At 75.2% G+C, this 19,774-nt stretch carries 16 protein-coding genes and 1 pseudogene; 7 read left to right on the top strand and 10 right to left on the bottom strand.

Annotated features, from left to right (window positions below; all coding sequences use genetic code 11):
• Positions 1 to 5: 5 nt before the first annotated feature.
• The gene (locus tag K304_RS0105380) at positions 6 to 1,004 is read right to left on the bottom strand and encodes an inorganic phosphate transporter (RefSeq protein ID WP_027762912.1); all 999 of its coding nucleotides are present in this window, start codon (positions 1,002 to 1,004) and stop codon (positions 6 to 8) included.
• A gap of 307 nt (positions 1,005 to 1,311) precedes the next feature.
• Between K304_RS0105380 and K304_RS0105385 the strand changes: the two genes are divergently transcribed.
• From K304_RS0105385 to K304_RS27420, 3 genes are all read left to right on the top strand, one after another.
• Positions 1,312 to 2,178: a universal stress protein gene (locus tag K304_RS0105385; protein ID WP_027762913.1), complete on the top strand. Its 867-nt coding sequence runs from the start codon at positions 1,312 to 1,314 to the stop codon at positions 2,176 to 2,178.
• A gap of 251 nt (positions 2,179 to 2,429) precedes the next feature.
• Positions 2,430 to 2,915 (top strand): STAS domain-containing protein, encoded by a 486-nt coding sequence (locus tag K304_RS27415; protein ID WP_078528591.1) that lies wholly within the window; start codon positions 2,430 to 2,432, stop codon positions 2,913 to 2,915.
• 88 nt (positions 2,916 to 3,003) lie between these two features.
• Complete coding sequence (locus K304_RS27420) at positions 3,004 to 4,053, top strand: chitinase (protein ID WP_051307915.1); 1,050 nt, start codon at positions 3,004 to 3,006, stop codon at positions 4,051 to 4,053.
• Between the two features lie 7 nt (positions 4,054 to 4,060).
• Here the strand turns inward: K304_RS27420 and K304_RS27425 are convergent, their stop codons facing one another.
• Positions 4,061 to 4,843 carry a DedA family protein gene (locus K304_RS27425; RefSeq protein WP_486591577.1) on the bottom strand — a complete coding sequence of 261 codons (783 nt, stop codon included), beginning with the start codon at positions 4,841 to 4,843 and terminating at the stop codon, positions 4,061 to 4,063.
• Positions 4,844 to 4,968: 125 nt separating this feature from the next.
• Entirely contained in the window at positions 4,969 to 6,696 is a 1,728-nt protein-coding gene (locus K304_RS0105405; protein WP_027762914.1) for an alkaline phosphatase D family protein, read from the bottom strand.
• Positions 6,697 to 6,794: 98 nt separating this feature from the next.
• Between K304_RS0105405 and K304_RS0105410 the strand changes: the two genes are divergently transcribed.
• The 3 genes from K304_RS0105410 (at position 6,795) to K304_RS0105420 (ending at position 9,331) form a co-directional block, all read left to right on the top strand.
• A complete protein-coding gene (locus K304_RS0105410; protein ID WP_027762915.1) occupies positions 6,795 to 7,586 on the top strand; it encodes an ABC transporter permease in 792 nt (263 codons plus the stop codon).
• Between the two features lie 242 nt (positions 7,587 to 7,828).
• A complete protein-coding gene (locus K304_RS0105415) occupies positions 7,829 to 8,416 on the top strand; it encodes a TMEM165/GDT1 family protein (protein WP_027762916.1) in 588 nt (195 codons plus the stop codon).
• Positions 8,417 to 8,665: 249 nt separating this feature from the next.
• Positions 8,666 to 9,331: an HAD-IA family hydrolase gene (locus K304_RS0105420; RefSeq protein ID WP_027762917.1), complete on the top strand. Its 666-nt coding sequence runs from the start codon at positions 8,666 to 8,668 to the stop codon at positions 9,329 to 9,331.
• 49 nt (positions 9,332 to 9,380) lie between these two features.
• Here K304_RS0105420 and K304_RS0105425 read toward each other — a convergent pair whose 3' ends face one another.
• Positions 9,381 to 11,423 (bottom strand): MDR family MFS transporter, encoded by a 2,043-nt coding sequence (locus tag K304_RS0105425; protein ID WP_037789316.1) that lies wholly within the window; start codon positions 11,421 to 11,423, stop codon positions 9,381 to 9,383.
• A gap of 115 nt (positions 11,424 to 11,538) precedes the next feature.
• Positions 11,539 to 11,862, bottom strand: a complete 324-nt coding sequence (locus K304_RS0105430; RefSeq protein WP_027762919.1) for an antibiotic biosynthesis monooxygenase family protein — start codon at positions 11,860 to 11,862, stop codon at positions 11,539 to 11,541.
• A 262-nt stretch (positions 11,863 to 12,124) separates the two neighbouring features.
• Here K304_RS0105430 and K304_RS27430 point away from each other — a divergent pair, with 262 nt between their 5' ends.
• On the top strand, positions 12,125 to 14,524 hold the full coding sequence (locus tag K304_RS27430; RefSeq protein ID WP_486591578.1) for a bifunctional glycosyltransferase 87/phosphatase PAP2 family protein: 2,400 nt from the start codon (positions 12,125 to 12,127) through the stop codon (positions 14,522 to 14,524).
• A 6-nt stretch (positions 14,525 to 14,530) separates the two neighbouring features.
• Here K304_RS27430 and K304_RS33880 read toward each other — a convergent pair.
• From K304_RS33880 to K304_RS0105460, 5 genes and pseudogenes are all read right to left on the bottom strand, one after another.
• Positions 14,531 to 14,809 (bottom strand): annotated as a pseudogene (locus tag K304_RS33880) (TMEM175 family protein); the annotation flags it as partial.
• Positions 14,810 to 14,916: 107 nt separating this feature from the next.
• A complete protein-coding gene (locus tag K304_RS0105445) occupies positions 14,917 to 15,678 on the bottom strand; it encodes a class I SAM-dependent methyltransferase (RefSeq protein WP_027762921.1) in 762 nt (253 codons plus the stop codon).
• A 40-nt stretch (positions 15,679 to 15,718) separates the two neighbouring features.
• Positions 15,719 to 16,633 (bottom strand): ECF transporter S component, encoded by a 915-nt coding sequence (locus K304_RS27435; protein ID WP_037789318.1) that lies wholly within the window; start codon positions 16,631 to 16,633, stop codon positions 15,719 to 15,721.
• Entirely contained in the window at positions 16,630 to 18,459 is a 1,830-nt protein-coding gene (locus K304_RS0105455; protein ID WP_027762922.1) for an ABC transporter ATP-binding protein, read from the bottom strand. Before K304_RS0105455 ends, K304_RS27435 begins: the two co-directional genes overlap by 4 nt.
• Entirely contained in the window at positions 18,456 to 19,712 is a 1,257-nt protein-coding gene (locus K304_RS0105460; RefSeq protein WP_027762923.1) for a CbiQ family ECF transporter T component, read from the bottom strand. Before K304_RS0105460 ends, K304_RS0105455 begins: the two co-directional genes overlap by 4 nt.
• Between the last annotated feature and the right edge of the window lie 62 nt (positions 19,713 to 19,774).

Consider the following 19,774-nt stretch of genomic DNA (forward strand, 5'->3'; position numbering starts at 1 on the left):
GCAGGTCAGATCCCGGTCGCCAGATGCAGGATCCAGAACGATGCAGCGCCGACGAGCGCCGCGCCGGGGAGGGTGAGCACCCAGGCGACCAGGATGGTCCGGGCCATTCCCCAGCGTACGGCGGCGAGGCCGCGTGTGGCGCCCGCGCCCATGATCGCGGAGGTGATCGTCTGCGTGGTGGAGATCGGCGCGTGGAACAGGAACGCCGTGGTGTACAGCACCGACGAGGCGACGGACTCCGCGGCGAAGCCGCGCGGCGGGTCCAGGTGGACGATGCGCCGTCCGAGTGTGGTGATGATGCGGCGCCCGCCGCTGTAGGTGCCGAGCGCCATGGCGAGGGCGACCGCGGCGATCACCCAGAGCGGGACGTCGAAGGACTCCTGCCAGCCGGCGGTGACCAGAGCGAGAACGATCACGCCCATCGTCTTCTGCGCGTCCTGGAGGCCGTGGCCCAGCCCCATGGCGGCGGCGGAGACGGTCTGAGCCATACGGAAGCGGCGGGTCGCCTTCCGCGGGTTGGCGCGGCGGAAGACCCAGAGAAGGCCCGCGTGCAGCAGGTAGGCCAGGGTCATGCCGACCATCGGCGAGAGGATCATCGGCAGCACGACGTCGTCGACCACTCCCATCCAGTGCACGGTGCCCGCGGCGGCCAGCGCGGAGCCGACCAGGCCCCCGATCAGGGCGTGCGAGGAAGACGTGGGCAGGCCGAGCCACCAGGTGAGGATGTTCCAGGCGATGGCGCCGACGAGCGCGCCGAGGACGATCAGCAGGCCGTCCACGCCGGTCGGTGCGCCGATGATTCCGCTTCCCACCGTCTTGGCCACCTCGGTACCCAGGAAGGCGCCGGCGAAGTTGGTCACCGCCGCCAGCGCGAGCGCGATGCGCGGGGTGAGGGCGCGGGTGGAGATCGAGGTGGCGATGGCGTTCGCCGCGTCGTGGAAGCCGTTGGTGAAGTCGAAGGTCAGACCCACCGCGATGATCACCAGGACCAGGGCGAGCTCCATCGCGGTCCTCCCGCTCGGTCGGGGTCGTGCTACGACGAGCCGGCCGGTTCCCGGCTCGTCGTCCGAATGCTCCGGGGCCGCTGACGCCACCGTTCCCGGGCCCGTCCCGCCGTTCCGGTTCGCCAGCAGCCTAGGCGGCCCGGCGGTGAATCGCGGCCCCGACACGGCGTCGGCGTGCCGTCCGGCGGCCCGGTTGGAGACTCCCTGGCAGGTCGGTACGCCGCGCGCGCCGCAGGCCGTGTCGCGCCATCCTGGAGGAGAGGCGGCGACATGCGCCACCGGAGCCTCTGGCCGGAGGAGGTAGACGATGTCCCACACCGTGACGGCGGGACTGGACGGCTCGCGTGAGAGCCGGGCGGCACTCGACTGGGCGGCCGCGGAGGCGGTCCGCCGGAGCGCGACGCTGGAGATCGTGCAGGTCCACGAGACCGGGGTGTACCCGTTCTCGCAGCTCCAGGACGACCAGGTGGAGATCGACCACGCCGAGCGCGTCGTGCAGGAGGCCTCCGCCGCCGTCGGCAGCCGGCATCCGGGGCTGCGGCTCACCTCGCAGGTCGTCGCTGGCCGCCCCGCGAACGTCCTCGACGAGATCGCGTCGCGCTCCGACCTGCTGGTCCTCGGCACCCGCGGCCTGGGCGGACTGCGCGGGTTCTTCGTGGGCTCGGCGGCGCTTCCCGCGGTGGCCCACGCCCGCTGCCCGGTGGTTCTCGTCCGCGCGCCGAAGGGCGAGGACGCGGTGGACCGCAAGGGCGACGTGGTGGTCGGTCTCAAGCCCGACAAGGCGCCGCGGGAGATCCTGGACTTCGCCTTCGACGCGGCCGCACGCCGTTCCGCGCGGCTGCGCGTCCGGTACGGCCTGGAGGCGCCCCCGACCCACCGGTTCCGGCACCGGCGGGAGGCGCCTGCGGCGGACGCCCGCATGATCGAGGAGCAGACCGAACGGCTCCGCTCCCACCTGCGCCCCTGGCAGGAGCGTCACCCGACGGTGGAGGCCGACTGCCGCACGCTCGTCGGACCTCCGGCGGCCGAGCTGGTGGAGGAGGCCGCCGACGCGGCGTTGCTGGTGGTCGGCCGCCGACCGCACACGCACCGGGTCGGCACGTACATCGGTCCGGTCACGCACGCGGTCATGCACCACGCCGTGGTGCCGGTGGCCGTCATCCCGCACGACTGATCCGGTGTGGTGACCACCGGCGCCCGCCCGCGCACGCGCCGGGCACGCCGGCGGGCGGAACCGTGCTCCGAAGCCGCGCGCCCGCGCGCCCGGGAGTTCCGGTCGCCCGCGCCTCGGACGGGGCCGAGGGGCGCGTCAGTGAGGAGTGACACACACCCTCCGACCTCCTTCGGAGCCCCCGGCCGCCCGGTGCTGCGCGGAACCGGGGCCCGGCGCACGTACCCTGCCAGGGGGAGACCGAGGGAGGTGCGATGTCCGAGAAGAGCAGGCGGCTCAATCTGACGCTGCTCGTCGCGACCGACGGGTGCGCGCTGCTGCGCGCGGCCGGGGAACTCGACGTGCACACGGAGCAGCGGTTCCTCGCGGACGCGGGGGAGCTGGTCGACAGCGGGCACCTCTACCTGGTGCTGGACCTGACGGCCCTGACGTTCTGCGACTCGCGCGGTCTCAACTGCCTGCTCGCGCTCGACTGGCTCTGCCGCCGTCTCGACGGCCGGCTCATCCTGGCGTCGGTCGGCAACCGGCTGCTCCAGCTCCTGGACCAGACGAAGGTGCGCGACCGCTTCCTGGTCGTGCCGACGGTGGGTGCCGCTCTCGACAGGGTGCCCGACGAGCACCGCCCGGTGTGGCCGCCGGTCGACGTCGCCCCCGAGTCGGACGGTTCGCCCGGGAAGGGCGTCCGGCCGCCGTCCGCCCGGCGTGGCCCCGACGCCGTCCCGGGCCGCCGCACTCGCTGACCCGTGCACCGGGTCCCGGCGGACCCGCCGCGTACGCGTGCGGCGCGCCGCCGGTGGCCGCACGTGAGCTCGCGGCTACATTCCGTGCATGATCCGCGTGCCGCGTCGCCGTGCCCTGCTCCGTGCGTCCGCCCTCCTCACGTTGCTGCTGCTCCCGACGGTCCTCCCCGCCACGGCGCCGCCCGCCGACGCGACCGACGGGACGGCAGCCGCCGCACCGGCCCGTACACCCGGCCGGCCCGGTCCCGTCTCCCCGTACCTGTCGCTCGGCTGGGGCACCCCGCCCGATCCCGTGGAGGTCATGGAGGCGACCGGGGTGCGGTGGTTCACCCTGGCGTTCGTGCTGAGCAGCGGCACCTGCACGCCCCGCTGGGACGGCGTGCGGCCGCTCACCGGAGGCCGGGACGAACGGGTGATCGAGGCCGTCCGTGCGGCGGGCGGCGACGTCGTCGCCTCCTTCGGCGGCGGGCTGGGCCACAAGCTGGAGCGGTCCTGCCCCTCGGCGCGCGCGCTCGCCGAGGCCTACCAGGAGGTCATCGACGCGTACGGCCTCTCCGCGATCGACGTGGACATCGAGACGGGGGCCTACCGCGATCCGCAGGTCCGCGCCCGCACCGTCGCTGCGCTGCGCCGCGTCGTGGCCGCCAACCCCGGCCTGACGCTCTACGTCACCCTCCCGTCGGGTCCGGAGGGCCCGGACGCGCGGCTGATCGGCCGGGCGGCGGAGGAGGGACTGGAACCGGACGTGTGGACGATCATGCCGTTCGCCTTCGGCGAGGCCGGCTGGGGCCGCGACATGGGCGACCTCACCGTGCGGGCCGCCGAAGGGCTGCGCGCCCGCCTCCAGCGGTCCTACGGGTACGGCCGGGCCGAGGCGTATCGGCACGTGGGCGTGTCGACCATGGCCGGAATCACCGGTCACGGCGAGGTGGTGACGGTCCGGGACTTCCGCAGGCTCGTGGAGTACGCGGAGCGCACCGGGCTGGGACGGCTGTCGTTCTGGTCCGTCAACCGCGACCGCAAGTGCCCGGACGACCGGTACCCCTCCGACGACACCTGCTCGGGCGTCGGCCAGCGCGACTGGGCGTACACCGGCATCCTCGCCGGCTACCGCGGCCCCGCAGCGCCGGGCCGGTGACCGGCCGTCAGCCCCGGCGCGTCGGTGCGGCAGGCCCGGCCGCACCCGTGGGCGCGCCCGCGTGGGTGCGCGCGGGACGGGACTCGACGGCCGCCGGTCCCGCGGGGGCCGGTACGGTCGTGCCGGTCGTGCCGGTCGTCGGGGCGGCGGCCGGCGAACGGCGTATCACGTACGCCGCCAGCGACCCGGCCGCGAAAAGGGCGAGCACCGAGACCGCCGCGCCCATCCAGGTCGCCCCCAGCCACTGGCTGCCGAACCAGCCGAGGCCGACGCTGTACGCCGCCCAGGCCAGCCCCGCCAGGGCCGACCACGGCACGAACTCCTTCGCCCGCCGGTGTGCCGCGCCCGCCGTCAGGCTGACCACGGACCGCCCGGCCGGGGCGAACCGGGCGAGCACCACCAGCGCTCCGCCGCCACGCACGAGCGCCTGACCGAGCCGTTCCTGGGCGACCGTCAGGCGGCGCGACCGCGCCACGGCCCGCTCGAACCACGAGCCGCTGCGCCAGGCAAGGCGGTACACCAGCAGGTCGCCCAGGACGGACGCGGTCGCCGCGCAGAGTACGAGGGCCAGCATCTCCGGGAGGTGCGTCGCCGCCTCCGCGGCGCGTGCGGCTCCGGCCGCTCCCGCGGTGCCGGCGACCTCCGCCGCCTCCGCCGCCGTGGTGCCCGCCACCGCCGTGGCCGCGGCGATGACCAGCACGCCGCTGGGCAGGACGGGGAGCCAGATGTCCAGGAGGACGGACAGCGTGATCAGCGCGTAGACCCACGGCGTACCCAGCAGGGCATCCACGTTCTCCTGCACAGTCCTGCCCCCGTTCGACTGCCGTCGGCTCCCCGATTACCTGGGGGACAGCCTACGCGCGCACGGGGCCGCGGGGACGGGTGGGGCGCACGGGGTGTGCCCGTGTCGGCGCGTCAGCCCTCCCCGGGCGGGGACAGTTCGCGCTCCAGCACCCGGGACAGGAGTGCCCCGGGCTGCGGCCCGGCATCCGGGGCGGGAGCCGTCGAATCCGCGCGGTCCAGGGCCAGGCGGGCCGAGCGGCCGTGCAGCGCGAGCGTCATCAGATGGTTGCCGAACCAGGGGCCCCCGGTACGGTCCCAGCTCAGCGCGGGCTTCGGCAGCCGGGCGTGACGGGCGATCAGCCTGCCCAGCCGGCGGCCCGCGCGGCTCCAGCCGAAGCGGAAGCCCCAGTGCATGTACTTCGGGATGCTGTTGTGCACCGGTGAGCAGGTGAGCTGCACCACGCGGGAGTCCGGCGGCCGGGCGAAACGGGGCTCGGCGAAGTGCGGTTCGGCCAGGTAGGCGTGGTGCACGTCGCCGGACAGCACGCACACGGTCGCCGGGGCGTCGGGGCCCCCGCCCACCTCCGCCACGAGGTCGGCCAGCTGCAGGAACGACTCCGGGAACGCGGCCCAGTGCTCGAGGTCGCCGGCCCGGCGCAGCTTCTCTCCGCGGCGCGCCCACGCCTCGCCGCGCGCCCCGGCGCACAGCGCCGCGTTCCACGCCTCGGTGTCGTGAATGGCGGGCGGCAGCAGCCACGGCAACGACGAACCGATCAGCAGATGATCGCAGCCCGGCTCCAGGGCCTGCGCGCGCAGCCACGCCCACTCGCTCTCGTCGAGCATCGCCCGGTTCTGCTCGTCCAGCACGCGGGCGGCCCGGCTGTCGGCCATCAGCAGCCGTACGCGTCCGAAGTCCCTGCGGTAGCTCCAGCGGAACGACGCCGGGTCCGCGTCGGCCTCGGCCGCGAACTTGCGCAGCACCTCCGCACCGTCCTCCGCCCCGCGGACGGCGGTGAACAACGGGTCCTCGGCCAGCTCGCCCGGGCTGAGGTTGCCCAGATGCTGGTAGACCCAGTACGAGGTGAGGCCGCCGAGGATGCGTTCCCGCCACCAGGGGTGCTCCGCGATGTCGCGCCGCCAGGCGGCGCTGGTGTTCCAGTCGTCGATGACGTCGTGGTCGTCGAAGATCATGCAGGTGGGCACGGTCGACAACAGCCAGCGCACCTCCGGCGTGAGCCACGATTCGTAGTACAGCTCGGTGTACTCCTCGTAGTCCGCAACCTGCCCCCAGGGCGGCTCGTCCAGGTCGCGGCGCTCCGCCAGCCGCGCCCGCATCCCCGCCGACGTCTCGTCGGCGTACACCTGGTCTCCCAGGAGCAGCAGCACGTCCGGCGTCTCGCCGTCCGCGCGTATCTGCCGGGCCAGCGCCTCCAGCGCGTCCGGGCCGACCGAGTGGTGGGAACTGTCCGCGGGGCGCGCCGCCCAGCGGCACGAGCCGAACGCCACCCGCAGCGGATCCGCGCCGTCCGGGGCGCGCGTACGGATGAGGCTGGGCGGCATCGCGGCATCGGGAAGCGGCCAGACCTGTTCGCCGTCCAGCAGCACCTGGTAGGGCGTCCGCGTGCCGGGCTCCAGGCCGACGACGGTCACCAGCGCGTAGTGGTGCCCGGACACCTGCCAGGTGCGGGCGCCGCCGCCCGCGGGGGTGCCCCCGTCCACCGTCCGGCTCCGGCCTCCCGCGGCCTCCGGGCCGGGGACGCAGCGCACCTCCACCTCGCAGGCCCGGTCGGTCTCCACCCACACGGTGGCGGTGTCCTCGTCCACATACCGCAGCAGTGGACCCAGGCGCAGCTCGGGCATCCCGGCCTCCCTTCAGACGCTCGACACCGTACGGAACGACCGGGCCGCCCGGTAGTTCCCCGAGCGCGCGGGCGGCCCCGGCGCCGTAGGCTACGCGCGTGCTCGCCGCCGACGCCCTGCTGCCCGTGAACAGCACGCTCGGCGTCGTCCTGGCGGTCCTGCTGCTCGCCGCGATGGGCGTCGGCGCCGCCGCGCACCTCGTACACGCCGACGGACGCCGCCACGCGCGGGCCGTCGCGCTGGCCGGAGTGCGGGCAACCGTGCAGCTGGGGGCGGTGTCGCTGCTCATCGGGTGGGTGATCGGCGCGGTGCCGACCCTGCTCGCCTTCGTGTTCCTGATGTACGCCGTCGCGGTGCGCACCGCGGGCCGCCGGATCACCGGCAACCGCACCTGGTGGTGGGCGGCGGCGCCGGTCGGTGCGGGTGTCGGGCCGGTGCTGGTCGTCGTACTCCTCACCGGGCTCGTGCCGCTGCGGGGCATCACGCTGGTGCCCGTCGCGGGCATCCTCATCGGCGGGACGATGACCGCCACCGCGCTGGCGGGCCGGCACGCCCTGGACGAGCTGCGGACACGCCGCGGGGAGGTGGAGGCCGCACTGTCCCTGGGCCTGCCGGCCCGTGAGGCACGGCTGGAGATCGCCCGCCCGGCGGCGGTCGGGGCCCTGGTCCCCGGCCTCGACCAGACCCGGACGGTGGGGCTCGTCACACTCCCCGGCGCCTTCGTCGGCATGCTGCTGGGCGGTGCCTCCCCGCTGATGGCGGGGGCGGTGCAGCTCTTCGTCCTCGTCGCGCTGATGCTGGCGCAGACGGTGGCGGTGGCCGCCGTCCTGGAGCTGATCGCGCGCGGGCGGATGTATCGCGTACCCTGGCACGCGATCGAAGGGGAGTAGCTCTTCGCCGGACCGTCGACACACTGGGCGGCTCGCGGACGTGTTCCGCGTCCCACCGCCCCGGCGCCCGGAGCGCGCGCGGCCCGCCGTACCTGCGGGGCCCGTACGCGCCAGCGAGACCTTCGGCCGCAGCGTGAGCCATGTCTGCACGACCGCATGACCGCACGCTGCCGGGCCGAAGTGTGCGCGTCTCGCGGTCACCGACGGCTCCGGCAGCCCGACCGATCGAGGAACCCGCCCCCGTGTTCAGTCCCACCACCGCCGCCGTGACCTTCGGCGTCGTCTTCCTGGCCGAACTGCCCGACAAGACCGCTCTGGCCGGGCTGGTGCTCGGCACCCGCTACCGCGCGTCGTACGTCTTCGCCGGGGTCGCCGCCGCCTTCACGGTGCACGTCGCGCTGGCCCTCGCGGCCGGAAGCGTCCTCACCCTGCTGCCCATCCGCCTGGTGGACGCCTTCGTCGGCCTGCTCTTCCTCGCGGGGGCGGCGTTCCTGCTGCTGAAGAAGGACGAGGGCGGGGACGAGGAACAGGCCAGGAAGCCCGCCGACCAGACCTTCTGGAAGGTGGCCGGCAGCGGCTTCTCGCTGATCCTCGTCGCCGAGTTCGGCGACCTGACGCAGATCATGACGGCCAATCTCGCCGCGCGCTACGACGACTGGCTGTCGGTCGGTGTCGGCGCGTTGCTGGCTCTGTGGACGGTGGCGGCGCTCGGCATCGTCGGCGGCCGCACGCTGATGAAGTACGTGCCGCTGGGGCTGATCACCAAGGTGGCTGCGGTGGTGATGGCCGCCCTCGGCGCGTACAGCCTCTACGAGGCCGTCTCCGCCTGACGGCGCGCCGGTGCGGTGCTCCCCGGCCGGTGGCTCTCCCGGTCCCGTCTTCGTCGGGCGGAGTCTTGCCGGAGACCGGACTGGCGTGACGGGGACGTTGTTTGTATCGTGTAGAAACAAAGTGGTTCCGCCCCGTGTCCCTGACCCGGAGGGGCGGGACCATCTTTTTCGCCGTACGGCGTGTGCGCCCCCGTGCGTACGCCGTACGCGCCGCACCGTTCGCCCACCCGCCGACGGGAGTACCGCCGCATGCCCCTCACCACGCCGACGTTCCGCGCGCTGCTGCTCGACATGGACGGGACACTCGTCGACTCGGACGCCGTCGTGGAGCGCGTCTGGCGCGGCTGGGCCCGCGACCACGGTCTGGACGAGGCGCACGTGCTGTCCGTCGTACACGGCCGTCAGGGCTACACCACCATGGCCGCGCTGTTGCCGGACCGCCCGATGGAGCGCAACCATGCGGAGAACCGCGAGCTGCTCGCCGCCGAGACCGCCGACATGGACGGGGTCGTTCCGGTCGGCGGCGCCGGGGACTTCCTCGCCGCCCTCCGTGCCGCCGCCGTGCCGCACGCGCTGGTCACGTCCGCCGACGCGCCGCTGTCCACCGCCCGGATGCGGACGGCCGCGCTGCCGCTGCCGGAGACCCGCGTCACCGCCGAGTCGGTGAGCGCGAGCAAGCCCGACCCCGAAGGCTTCCTCAAGGGCGCCGCAGAACTCGGTCACGCCCCGGAGGACTGCCTCGCGTTCGAGGACTCCGGCGCCGGGATCGCCGCGGCGAAGGCCGCCGGGATGCGCGTCGTCGGCGTCGGTCCGCGCGCCGCCGAACACGGCCCCGACCTGGTCGTGCCGGACCTCACCGGTCTGCGGGTCGCCGCCACCGGGGACGGCGTCTTCACCCTCCGCCTTCCCGCCTGACCCGCCCGCTGGCGGGCCCGCCTGCCCGCCGCCGGCGTCGCCGCACGGCTCAGGACCGGCCTTCCGGTGTTCGCGGGAATTCCTCGTCCGAACCGCTCAGCTCCTGGCCGAGTTCGCGTACCAGCTCGCTCAGTTCGTGCGGGCGGTCCGCCGTCCACCAGTCGCCGAGCAGCTCGGCGAGCGAGGCCTCGCGCGCGGCGGCGAGCCGTTCGGCCACGTCGTACCCGGCCGCGGTGAGGACCAGCGGGACACCCTCCCGCAGCGCCAGCCCCCGCTCCTCCAGCTCCCGTGCCGCCTCCGCGACCACGGCCCGGGGCAACCCGGCGCGGTGGGCCGGCAGCGCCGGTTCCACCGAGCCGTAGCGCCTGATCCGCAGCGCCATCCAGCACGCGGCGGGGCGCAGTTCCACCCCCGAACGGTCGGCGATCCGCGCGTACAGGTCGCGGCGCCCCTCCCGGGTGCCCAGGACGGACAGCGCGCGGCGCACCTCGTCGGCGGAGGACCGTTCCACCGGGTGGGTGACCAGCGTCTCGCTGGCCTCGGGGGTGCGGACACTGCCGCGCAGCGGGTCCTCCCGCAGCAGCAGCGAGAGCACGAACGCCACCAGGACCACCGGCGCGGCGAAGAGGAAGACGTCGGTGATGGCGGTGGAGTACGCCTCCAGCACCGCGCTCCGGGCCTGCGCGGGCAGTGCGGCGACGCCGCGGGGGTCCTCCTGGAGACCGTCCACGGAGACGCCCGGCGGCAGTGCCCGGCCGCGCAGCGCGGCGGACAGTTCGTCGCCGAGCCGCCCGGCGAAGAGCGTGCCGAACACGGCGACGCCGAACGCCGCGCCCACCGAGCGGAAGAAGCTGGCGCCGGACGTGGCGACGCCCAGGTCCTCGTAGCCGACGGCGTTCTGCACGGCCAGCACCAGCACCTGCATGACCAGGCCGAGGCCGAGGCCGAAGACGGTGAAGTAGACGCTCGCCTCCCAGGTGGAGACGGCCGGATCCAGGCGGTGCAGCAGGAGCAGGCCCACGCCGGTCACCGCCGTGCCGAGCACGGGGAAGACCTTCCACCGGCCGGTGCGGCTGACGAGCTGTCCGGACAGGGTCGAGGAGAGCAGCATCCCCGCGACCATCGGCAGCATGTGCACCCCCGACATCGTGGGGGACACGCCCTGCACGACCTGGAGGAACGTCGGCAGGTAGGTCAGCGCGCCGAACATCGCGAAGCCGACGACGAAGCCGATCGCCGAGCACAGCGTGAACGTCCGCACCCGGAACAGCGTCAGCGGGACGACCGGCTCGACGGCCCGCCGCTCCACGCGGACGAACACCACCAGCAGCAGCGCCGCCGTCACCACCAGCGCGGCGGTCTGCCAGGACAGCCACGGCCAGGTGGTGCCGCCCAGCGAGGCCGTCAGCACCAGGCAGGTGGCGACCGAGGCGACCAGGAGGGTGCCGAGGTAGTCGATGCGGTGCCGGTGCGGGCGGGACGGCAGGTGCAGCGCGGTCGCCGCGACGACCAGCGTCAGCGCGCCGAACGGCAGGTTGATGTAGAAGACCCAGCGCCAGTCCAGGTGCTGGGTGAAGAAGCCGCCCAGCAGTGGCCCCAGCACGCTGGTGGTGCCGAAGACCGCGCCGAACAGGCCCTGGTAGCGGCCGCGTTCGCGAGGCGGGACGAGGTCGCCGACGATCGCCATGGACAGCGTCATCAGGCCGCCGCCGCCGAGCCCCTGGAGGGCGCGGAAGCCGATGAGCTGGCCCATGTCCTGCGCCACCCCGCACAGCGCGGAACCCGCCAGGAAGAGCACGATCGCGGTCTGGAAGAGCTTCTTCCGCCCGTACTGGTCGCCCAGCTTGCCCCAGAGCGGCGTCGCGGCGGTGGCGGCCAGCAGATACGCGGTGACCACCCAGGACAGGTGGTCCAGGCCGCCCAGCTCGCTGACGATCGTCGGCAGTGCCGTCGCGACGATCGTCTGGTCCAGTGCCGCCAGCAGCATGCCGAGCAGCAGCGCCCCCAGGGCCGGCCAGAACGACCGCCCCGGGCGGGAGGCGTCACCGGGCCCGGCGGCTTCGGCGTCAGACGGCCCGGTCGGGGAGGCCATGGCGTCACCTCACTCCCGTCTGCGGCACGCACGGCTTCCCCACATGGTCGCCGCTCCGGGCCGCCCCGTCGCGGGGACGCCGTCCTCCCCGGCCCGGTCCCGGCGCGCTGGAGCCTCAGTCCGTCTTCGGGGCGGCCTGCTGGGCGACCTCGAAGGACCACACCTCGGAGCCGGTGGCGGCCGGGCGCGCCCGCTCACCGCTGCCCCCGCCCTGGTGCGCGGCCTTCATCGGGCCCTCCATCCAGGCCCGGAAGGCGTCCTCGTCCCTCCAACGGGTGTAGACGAGGTACTGGTCGGTCCCCTCCACCGGCCGCAGCAGTTCGAACCACTCGAAGCCGTCCGCGGCCTCCACGAGCCCGGCCCGGGCGCCGAACCGCTGCTCCAGCGCCTCGCGCTGCTCCGCGGGCACCGTCAGGACGTTGATCTTCACGACGCTCATGCCCTCCATCCTGCCGCAGCCGCCGCAGCCGCCGCAGCCGCCGCAGCCGCCGCAGCCGCCGCAGCCGCCGCAGCCGCCGCGGTCGCCCGCGCCCGGCACCCCGGCCACCCCTGCCGACCGGCCACGCCGGGCCGCGCGCGGCCGGGAACAGCCCCGCCGGCCGGGTCGTTCGGGCCACCGTCAGGTGACCGCGGGGTGGCCTGCGTCCTGCCGGAGGGCACAGGATGGGCGACGACATCGGGACGAGGGGAGACGGCGGGGCGTGACGGATACGTCAGGAGAGCGAGCCGGCAGCAGAACGGCGAGTGGATTCCGGCCGGTCACGGCCTTCGGACGGCTCGGCGCACGACGGGGGGCGGCGCTGGTCGCGCTGTGGCTGCTGGCGGCGGCGCTCGCCGTGCGCGAGGTCGCGGGTGCTCTGAGCACGCGATCCGGAACCTGGGAGTCCGGTCTCTTCCCGTGGACGGCTCCGGACGCCGGTCCCGGGGCCGGCGGATCGTCCTACGCCGACGACGCGTTCACCGGCACGCCGTTCGCCGGCCTGGTCCTGACGCCGCTGCGGCGCGCCGCCGACGGAGGCATGGGGGCGGGGTGGACGGCCGTCTCGATGCTGCTGGTCGCCGCCGTGGCCGTGCTGGCCGTGCGGGGGCTGCCGGACCGCTTCGGCCGGCGCACCGAACTGCTCGTGGTGCCCGCGGCGTTGAGCGTGCTCCTGGTCTCCACCCCCGTGCGTTCCACGTTCGGGCTCGGCCAGAGCGGCGCCCTGCCCGTCCTGCTGGTGCTGCTCGGCTGGCTCACCCTGGGCGCGGGGGAGCGCACGGCCGCCGACCGGCGCGCCGCCGGCGTCCTCATCGGCCTGGCCGCCGCACTCCAGCCCGCCGTGCTGCTGTTCGTGCCCCTGCTGTGGATGACCGGCCGGCGCGCCGCGGCCGGGGCGACCGCGGGCACGTTCGCCGCCTGCACGGTGCTTGCCTGGAGCCTGATGCCCGCGGACTCCCGCACCTACTGGCTGCACCACGTCGGCGGGACGGGCCTCGCCGACCCCTCCGACGCGCTCGGCAACCAGTCCCTGCACGGCGCGCTGCTGCGGCTCGGCCTGCACGGGCCGCTGGAGATCGTGCTGTTCGCCGCGCTCGCCGCCGGTGTCGCCTGGCTGGCCGTGCGCCGTGCCGCGCTCTACGTCCGGGACGGTCAGCCGCTGCTCGCCGCCGCGGTCACCGGCTGCGCGACGGTCGCCGTGTCGCCCGCGGCCTGGCAGCACGAGCAGCTCTGGATCCTGCTCGCCGTGGCCGGCCGGATCGGCCGGCGCAGCGGCGACCGGGTGATGTGGCCCGTGTTGGTCGTCGCGGTGATGACACTGGACGGCAGCGCCCTGCTGCCGCACGTCCCGCCGCTGATGGCGGTCGGGGACCACGCGCCGCTGATCGTCGCCCTGCTGACCGCCGGCGCGGTTCCCTTCCTCACCCGTGACTCGCCCTCCTGGAACGACCCGGTGCGCACCGGGCCGTTGAGCCGCCCGAGCCTGCTGCTGGAGCTGCTGCTCATCCGCGTCGGGTACTGGGTCTACTCCGTCATCCGCGGCCACGCCCCCGACACCCGCGGCACGGCCGAGGGCCACGGGCTGGAGATCCTCGACGTCGAAGGAGTGCTCCTCCTCGACTGGGAGCACGCCCTCAACCGCTTCGCCGTCGCCCATCCGTGGCTCGAGACCCTCTGCAACGTCTACTACCAGTCGCTGCACTACGCGGTGCCCGTCACCCTGCTGGTGATCCTCTACCTGCGCCGGCCGGGGGAGTACCGAAGACACCGCACGGCCCTCAGCTTCGCCACGCTCCTCGGCCTGGTCGGCTTCTGGCTCTACCCGCTCGCCCCGCCGCGGCTGATGCCCGGGCTCGGCTACGTGGACACCGCGCACGGCCCGCAGGACCTCTCCGACCCCGACTTCGGCGCGCTCACGGCGCTGTCCAACCAGTACGCGGCCATGCCCTCGCTGCACGTCGGCTGGTCGCTGTGGTGCGGGGTGGTCCTCGTGTCCATGACCCGCAACCGGCTGCTGCGGGCGCTCGGCGTCGCCTACCCGCTGCTCACCACCTACGTGGTGATGGCCACCGCCAACCACTACCTGCTGGACGCCTTCGGCGGAGCGGTCGTCGTCGCCGCCGGATACGGGCTGCAGCGCGTGCTCTTCCGGCTCCGCGGTCTGCCCGCCGGACGCCTTCTCGACGACCCGGACGCCACGCCCCCGACCGCTTCCGCGTCCTCCACCGCTCCGGTCCCCGCACCGGCGCCCGGGGCGGAAGGGCTACGGCTGACCGGTCCCCGTACGGTCGGCGCGGCTCGCGTACCGGTCGGCGGCCCAGGCCAGCGGCACGGTCGCGGCCCAGCTCCACAGGGCGGCGAGGGGCGAGACGACCGCGATGCCCACGGAGACCAGGAACACCACCGCCTGAGCCGGGAGCGGGACGCTGCGCAGGCTCGCGACACCTGTGGAACGGTGGATGTGCGCCTCCATCGCGTACAGCAGCAGCGCCGCGAGCCCGACGACCGTCCCGTACAGGCCGGGCCCGACGGTCCGGTCCGAGTAGTCCTCCAGGACCGAGGTGGGGAAGGGGATCAGCGAGACCAGCACCAGGAACGCGATGTTCAGCCAGAACAGAGCTGAGTCGATCCGTACCGCGCGGCGCATCGAGACGTGGTGCGCCCGCCAGAACACGGCGATCACCACCGCGCTCAGCAGGAACGTCGCGATCTGCGACCACACGTCGTCCAGCGCGGCGTCCAGTTCGCGCCCGCTCAGCCCCTTGGGCACCCGGATGTCGAGGACGAGCAGAGTCAGGGCGATGGCCACCACCCCGTCGGTCAGGGTGATCAGCCGCTCCCGCGGCACCTCCGCCGCAGGATCGGCGCCGCCGGTCCGGCTCCCGGCTCTCCGCGTGCCGTCGTCCATCGGCCCATCCTCACACCGCGCCGGCCGCCCGGCGGCGAGCCCACGCCCCGCCTCCGCCGAACGGGGCGTCCCGGACCGCGTCGGCGGTCACGGGCGGCGGGCGGCGGTCACGGGCGGCGGGCGACGGTGACGATCTCGCGGCTCTCCGCGGTGACCGGGCCGCGGTCCCAGTCGCCGTACACCGCCTCGACGGTGAAGCCCGCCGCGCGCAGAAGGGCGTCGAGCGCGGCCGGTTCGAGGAAGCGCAGCGCGGTGGTCGCGCGGCGCAGCACCCGCCCGCCGGGCGTGGCCGTCGTCTCGGTGAAGGTGACGACTCCGTCGCCGACCGAGAGCGTCTCGTGCCACACCCGCAGCCGGCGGCCGAGGGCGTCCACCACTTCCGTCGCGTGCTCCGGACTCCATCGCTCCCACGCGCGGGCCTGCGGGTGGCGGGTCTCGAAGGCGAAGCGCCCGCCCGGCCGCAGGGCGGTGCGCACCGCCGCGAGCGAGGCGCGCAACTCGTCGTCGGACACCAGGCACTGGAACGCGTGGCCGGTCATGACGGCCAGCGCGAACTCGGCGTCCCACGCGGCCTCGGCGGCGGTGCCGCGCACCCACTCCACGTCCGTGCGGCGCCGGGCCCGCTCGAGTGACGCGCGGTCCGGGTCGAGGCCGGTCAGGCGGCCGGTGTGGTCGTGCCGCCGGGCGGCGTGCAGCATGGCGCCCGTGCCGCAGCCCACGTCCAGGACCGCGTCGGCGGCCAGGACGAGCGGTTCGTAGAAGGCGTCGCCCGGCCACCGCCGGGCGTCCCACGGGCACAGCACGTCGTAGAGAGCGGCGGCGTCGGCGTCGGTGAACCCGGAGGCGGAGCGCGGGTCGTCGGTGGGCATCGCGGCAGTATCCACCCGGGGCGCACGTCCGTGCCTCCGGTTACCGGCCGCGGGGGGTCGCGGGTGCCTCGAACGCGGCCGCGGCGTCGAAGGCGGCGCGGCGGGTGGCGCGGCGCAGCGCCTTGAGCAGCGGCGCGCCCAGCACGAGGGTCAGCACGGCGGACAGCAGCGCGCGGGGCAGGTCCCAGCCGAGCGAGGTGGCCAGCACGAACGCCGTGAAGTGAGCCAGGTTCTCCTGTACCGGCGCCCCCGGCTCGAAGGCCAGGCCGGGGGGCAGGCCGGTGTTGTAGATCGCCCAGCCCTGGAGGTTCATCAGGGTGCCGTAGAGGACGGCGCTGACCGCGCCGTACCCCGCCAGCATCCACAGCTCCCGCCGTCCGCGCAGGGTGTCCGGTCCCGGAAGCAGGCCGGCGCCCATCGCCACCCAGCCCATGCAGAGCATCTGGTACGGCATCCACGGCCCGACGCCGCCGGTCAGCAGCGCGGACGCGAACATCGACACGGCGCCCAGCACGAACCCGAACCCGGGTCCGAGGACCCGGCCGGAGAGCACCATCAGGAAGAACATCGGCTCCAGTCCCGCCGTGCCCGCCCCCAGGGGACGCAGCGCGGCGCCCACGGCCGCCAGGACGCCCAGCATGGCGACGGCCTTCGCGTCGAGCCCGGAGTCGGCGACGGTCGCGACGGCCACGGCGAGCAGCAGCGGCAGCAGCGCGGCGAACAGCCAGGGCGCGTCGGCGGCGGCGCGGACCAGGTCCGACCGCGCGTCGGCGAGCAGCGGCCATCCGATCGCGGCCAGGCCGATCGCGGAGACGAGCACCAGCGCGGCCACCGCACGCGGCCCCAGCCGCACGGGCCGGACCTGTGCGTCCTTCCGCGCCGGTACGTCCTTCCGGGCCCGCCCGCCCTTCCGCGCCGGTACGTCCTGACGTCCCCGTGCACCGGCGCGGGTCATACGGCACCTCCGCCGGACCGGGCGAGCGCGTCACGGACCTGCCGCAGCGTCAGCCACCGCTGCGGCGCCAGCACCTTGGCCAGCTGCGGGGCGAACGCGGGGGAGGCGGTGACCACGTCGGCGGCCGGGCCGTCCGCGACCAGGTCCCCGTCGGCCAGGATCACCACGCGGTGGGCGATCTCGGCGGCCAGTTCGACGTCGTGGGTGGCCAGTACGACGGCGTGGCCCGCGCCGGCCAACTCGCACAGCACCCCCACCAGCCGGGCCTTGGCCGCGTAGTCCAGGCCGCGGGTGGGCTCGTCGAGCAGCACCAGCGGGGGCGCGGCGGTGAGGACCACCGCGAGCGCGAGGGCCAGCCGCTGCCCCTCGGACAGGTCGCGGGGGTGGGTGTCCCCGGGAACGCCGGGCAGCAGCCGTTCGACCAGGTTCCGGCAGGTGCCGTCGGCCGCGCGGGCGTCGTGGTCGGCGGTGGCGCACTCCGCGGCGACGGTGTCCGCGTAGAGCAGGTCACGGGGGTCCTGTGGGACCAGCCCGACGTGGTGCAGCAGTGCCGAGGGGCGCGTGCGGTGCGGGACGGCGCCGCCGACGTGCAGCGCGCCGGCGGCCGGTTCGTGCATGCCGACCAGGGTGCGCAGCAGGGTGGACTTGCCGGCTCCGTTGCGGCCCATCAGCGCCACGGTCTCCCCGGCGCGCACGGTGAGGTCGAGCCGGCGCAGCACTTCGGCCCGCCCGCGTCGCACGGTGATCCCGACGGCCTGGGCGGCCGCTCCGTCTCCGGGGCGTGGGCCTTTGTGAGCCGACGGCGGTCCGGGAAGGGCGCCGCGTCGGCGGCGGAACGACAGGAACCGTGCCGGGCCCCGGGGTGAGACGGCCGCGGGGACCGGCGACTCCGTGCCGCCCGCCCCTGCGGGTGCCGGGCCCTCGCCCGGCTCCCGGGACACGGCCCCGTCCGGCGTGCTGGAGCCCGGCGTGGCGGGTTCGGGCGTGCGGGAGTCCGGCGTGGGGGCGTACGCCGCCAGTCGTTCCCGGAGCGGGGCGGCACGGCGGCGCGCGTCGCGGACGGAGAGGGGAAGCGGGGACCAGCCCGCCAGCCGGCCCAGGTCCACCACGGGAGGGCGCACGGGCGAGTCGGCCATCAGCGCCGCCGGGGTGCCGAGCAGGGGCGTCGCCCCGCGTTCGGGCAGCAGCAGGACCTGGTCGGCGTACTGCACCACCCGCTCCAGGCGGTGTTCGGCCAGCAGCACCGTCGTGCCCAGGTCGTGCACCAGGCGCTGCAGCACGGCCAGCACCTCCTCCGCCGCGCCCGGGTCGAGCGCGGAGGTCGGCTCGTCGAGCACCAGCACCCGGGGGTGCGGGGTGAGGACGGAGCCGATCGCCACCCGCTGCTGCTGGCCCCCGGACAGCGAGGTCAGCGGCCGTTCGCGCAGTGCCGCGATGCCCAGCAGGTCCAGGGTCTCCTCGACGCGCCGCCGCATCACCTCCGGCGCGAGGCCCAGCGACTCCATGCCGTAGGCGAGTTCGTCCTCGACGGTGTCGGTGACGAAGTGGGCCAGGGGGTCCTGGCCCACCGTGCCGACCACGTCGGCCAGTTCACGGGGCTTGTGCGTGCGGGTGTCGCGTCCGTCGACCGTGACCCGGCCGTGCAGCGTGCCGCCGGTGAAGTGCGGGACGAGTCCGGACACGGTGCCCAGCAGAGTCGACTTGCCGACACCCGAAGGGCCGACCAGCAGGCACAGTTCTCCCTCGGGGACGGTGAGGTCCACACCCTGCAGCGCGGGCCGCGACGCGTCCTGGTAGGTGACGCCGACCTGCTCGAAGCGGATCACTGGGAAGGCTCCTCGGGGTACGGGGCCGGCTCGCGGGCCGCGCGTCGCGTCGCGTCCGCGCGGGTGCCGGGGCGTGGGCGTGACGGGCGCAGTCGGCCGGCGGTCTCCGCCGCCCCGGTCTCCGGTGCGGCCTCCTCTCCGGCGCCGCGCGCCCCGGTGCCCGGGCCGTTCCTCCCGGCGGGCAGCGGCGCGACGAACGCCGGGAGCAGGCCGAGCAGGACGGAGGCCGCGGGCCACAGCGGCAGCGGCGGTACGGTCGGCGGCACCACCGGCGGGTGCATCGCCGCGGGCAGTTCGGCGCCCGCCCAGACGGTGAGTGCTGCCACCGCCGCGCCGGAGCCCGCCACCAGCCACGCGCGCAGCCCCCACACGTCGGGCCGGTACCGGCTGCGCAGACTGCGGCGCCCGCCCAGCCGCAAGCCGACGACCGCGATCAGCAGCCCTCCGGCCAGCAGCGGGGTGCCGTACACCGCACCGGTCGCGGACAGCAGCGCGTAGCTGCCCGCGCAGACGCCGAGCAGGCCGCCGAGGGTCAGGGCGGCGGTGAGGCGTCGTACCCCGGGCGGCACCTGCGCCGTGCGGCCGTAACCGCGGGCGTCCATGGTGGCGGCCAGCGCCACCGAGCGCTCCAACGCGCCCTCCAGCACGGGCAGTCCGACCTGGAGCAGTGCCCGCGCGCCCCGGTCGTCCCGGCCGCGCAGCCGTCGCGCGGCGCGCATCCGCAGCACGTCCGCCACCAGGTTCGGCGCGAACGTCATCGCCACGACGACGGCGACGCCCACCTCGTACAGCGCGCCCGGCAGGGACTTCAGCAGTCGCGCCGGGTTCGCCAGCGCGTTGGCCGCACCCAGGCACACCAGCAGGGTGGCCAGCTTGAGGCCCTCGTACAGCGCGAAGAGCATGCCCTCCGCCGTCACCCTCCCGCCGATGCGTACGCCCTGCGCCCAGTCGGGCAGCGGCACCTCGGGCAGGGTGACCAGAACGTGGGTGCCGCCCACGGCCGAACCGAGCACGAACGCGAACAGCAGCCGGATCGTCAGAACCAGGAGCCCCAGCTTGAGGAAGGCGCCGTACGAGCGGGCCCACGGCGAGTCGGTGCGCCGGGCGGCCACGACGTAGCCGGCCACGGCGACCAGCAGCAGCAGGAGCAGCGGGTTCGTCGTCCGCGACGCGGCCACGGCCAGCCCCAGCGCCCACAGCCACCACGCCCCGGCGTGCAGGGCGTTGCTCCGCGACGCCCGCGGCGCGCGCAGCGCCGTGCCCCACGCCGTGCCCCACGCCGCGCCCCACGCCGCGCCGCGACGCGGGGTCGGGC

Source organism: Streptomyces sp. CNS606 (assembly GCF_000426325.1).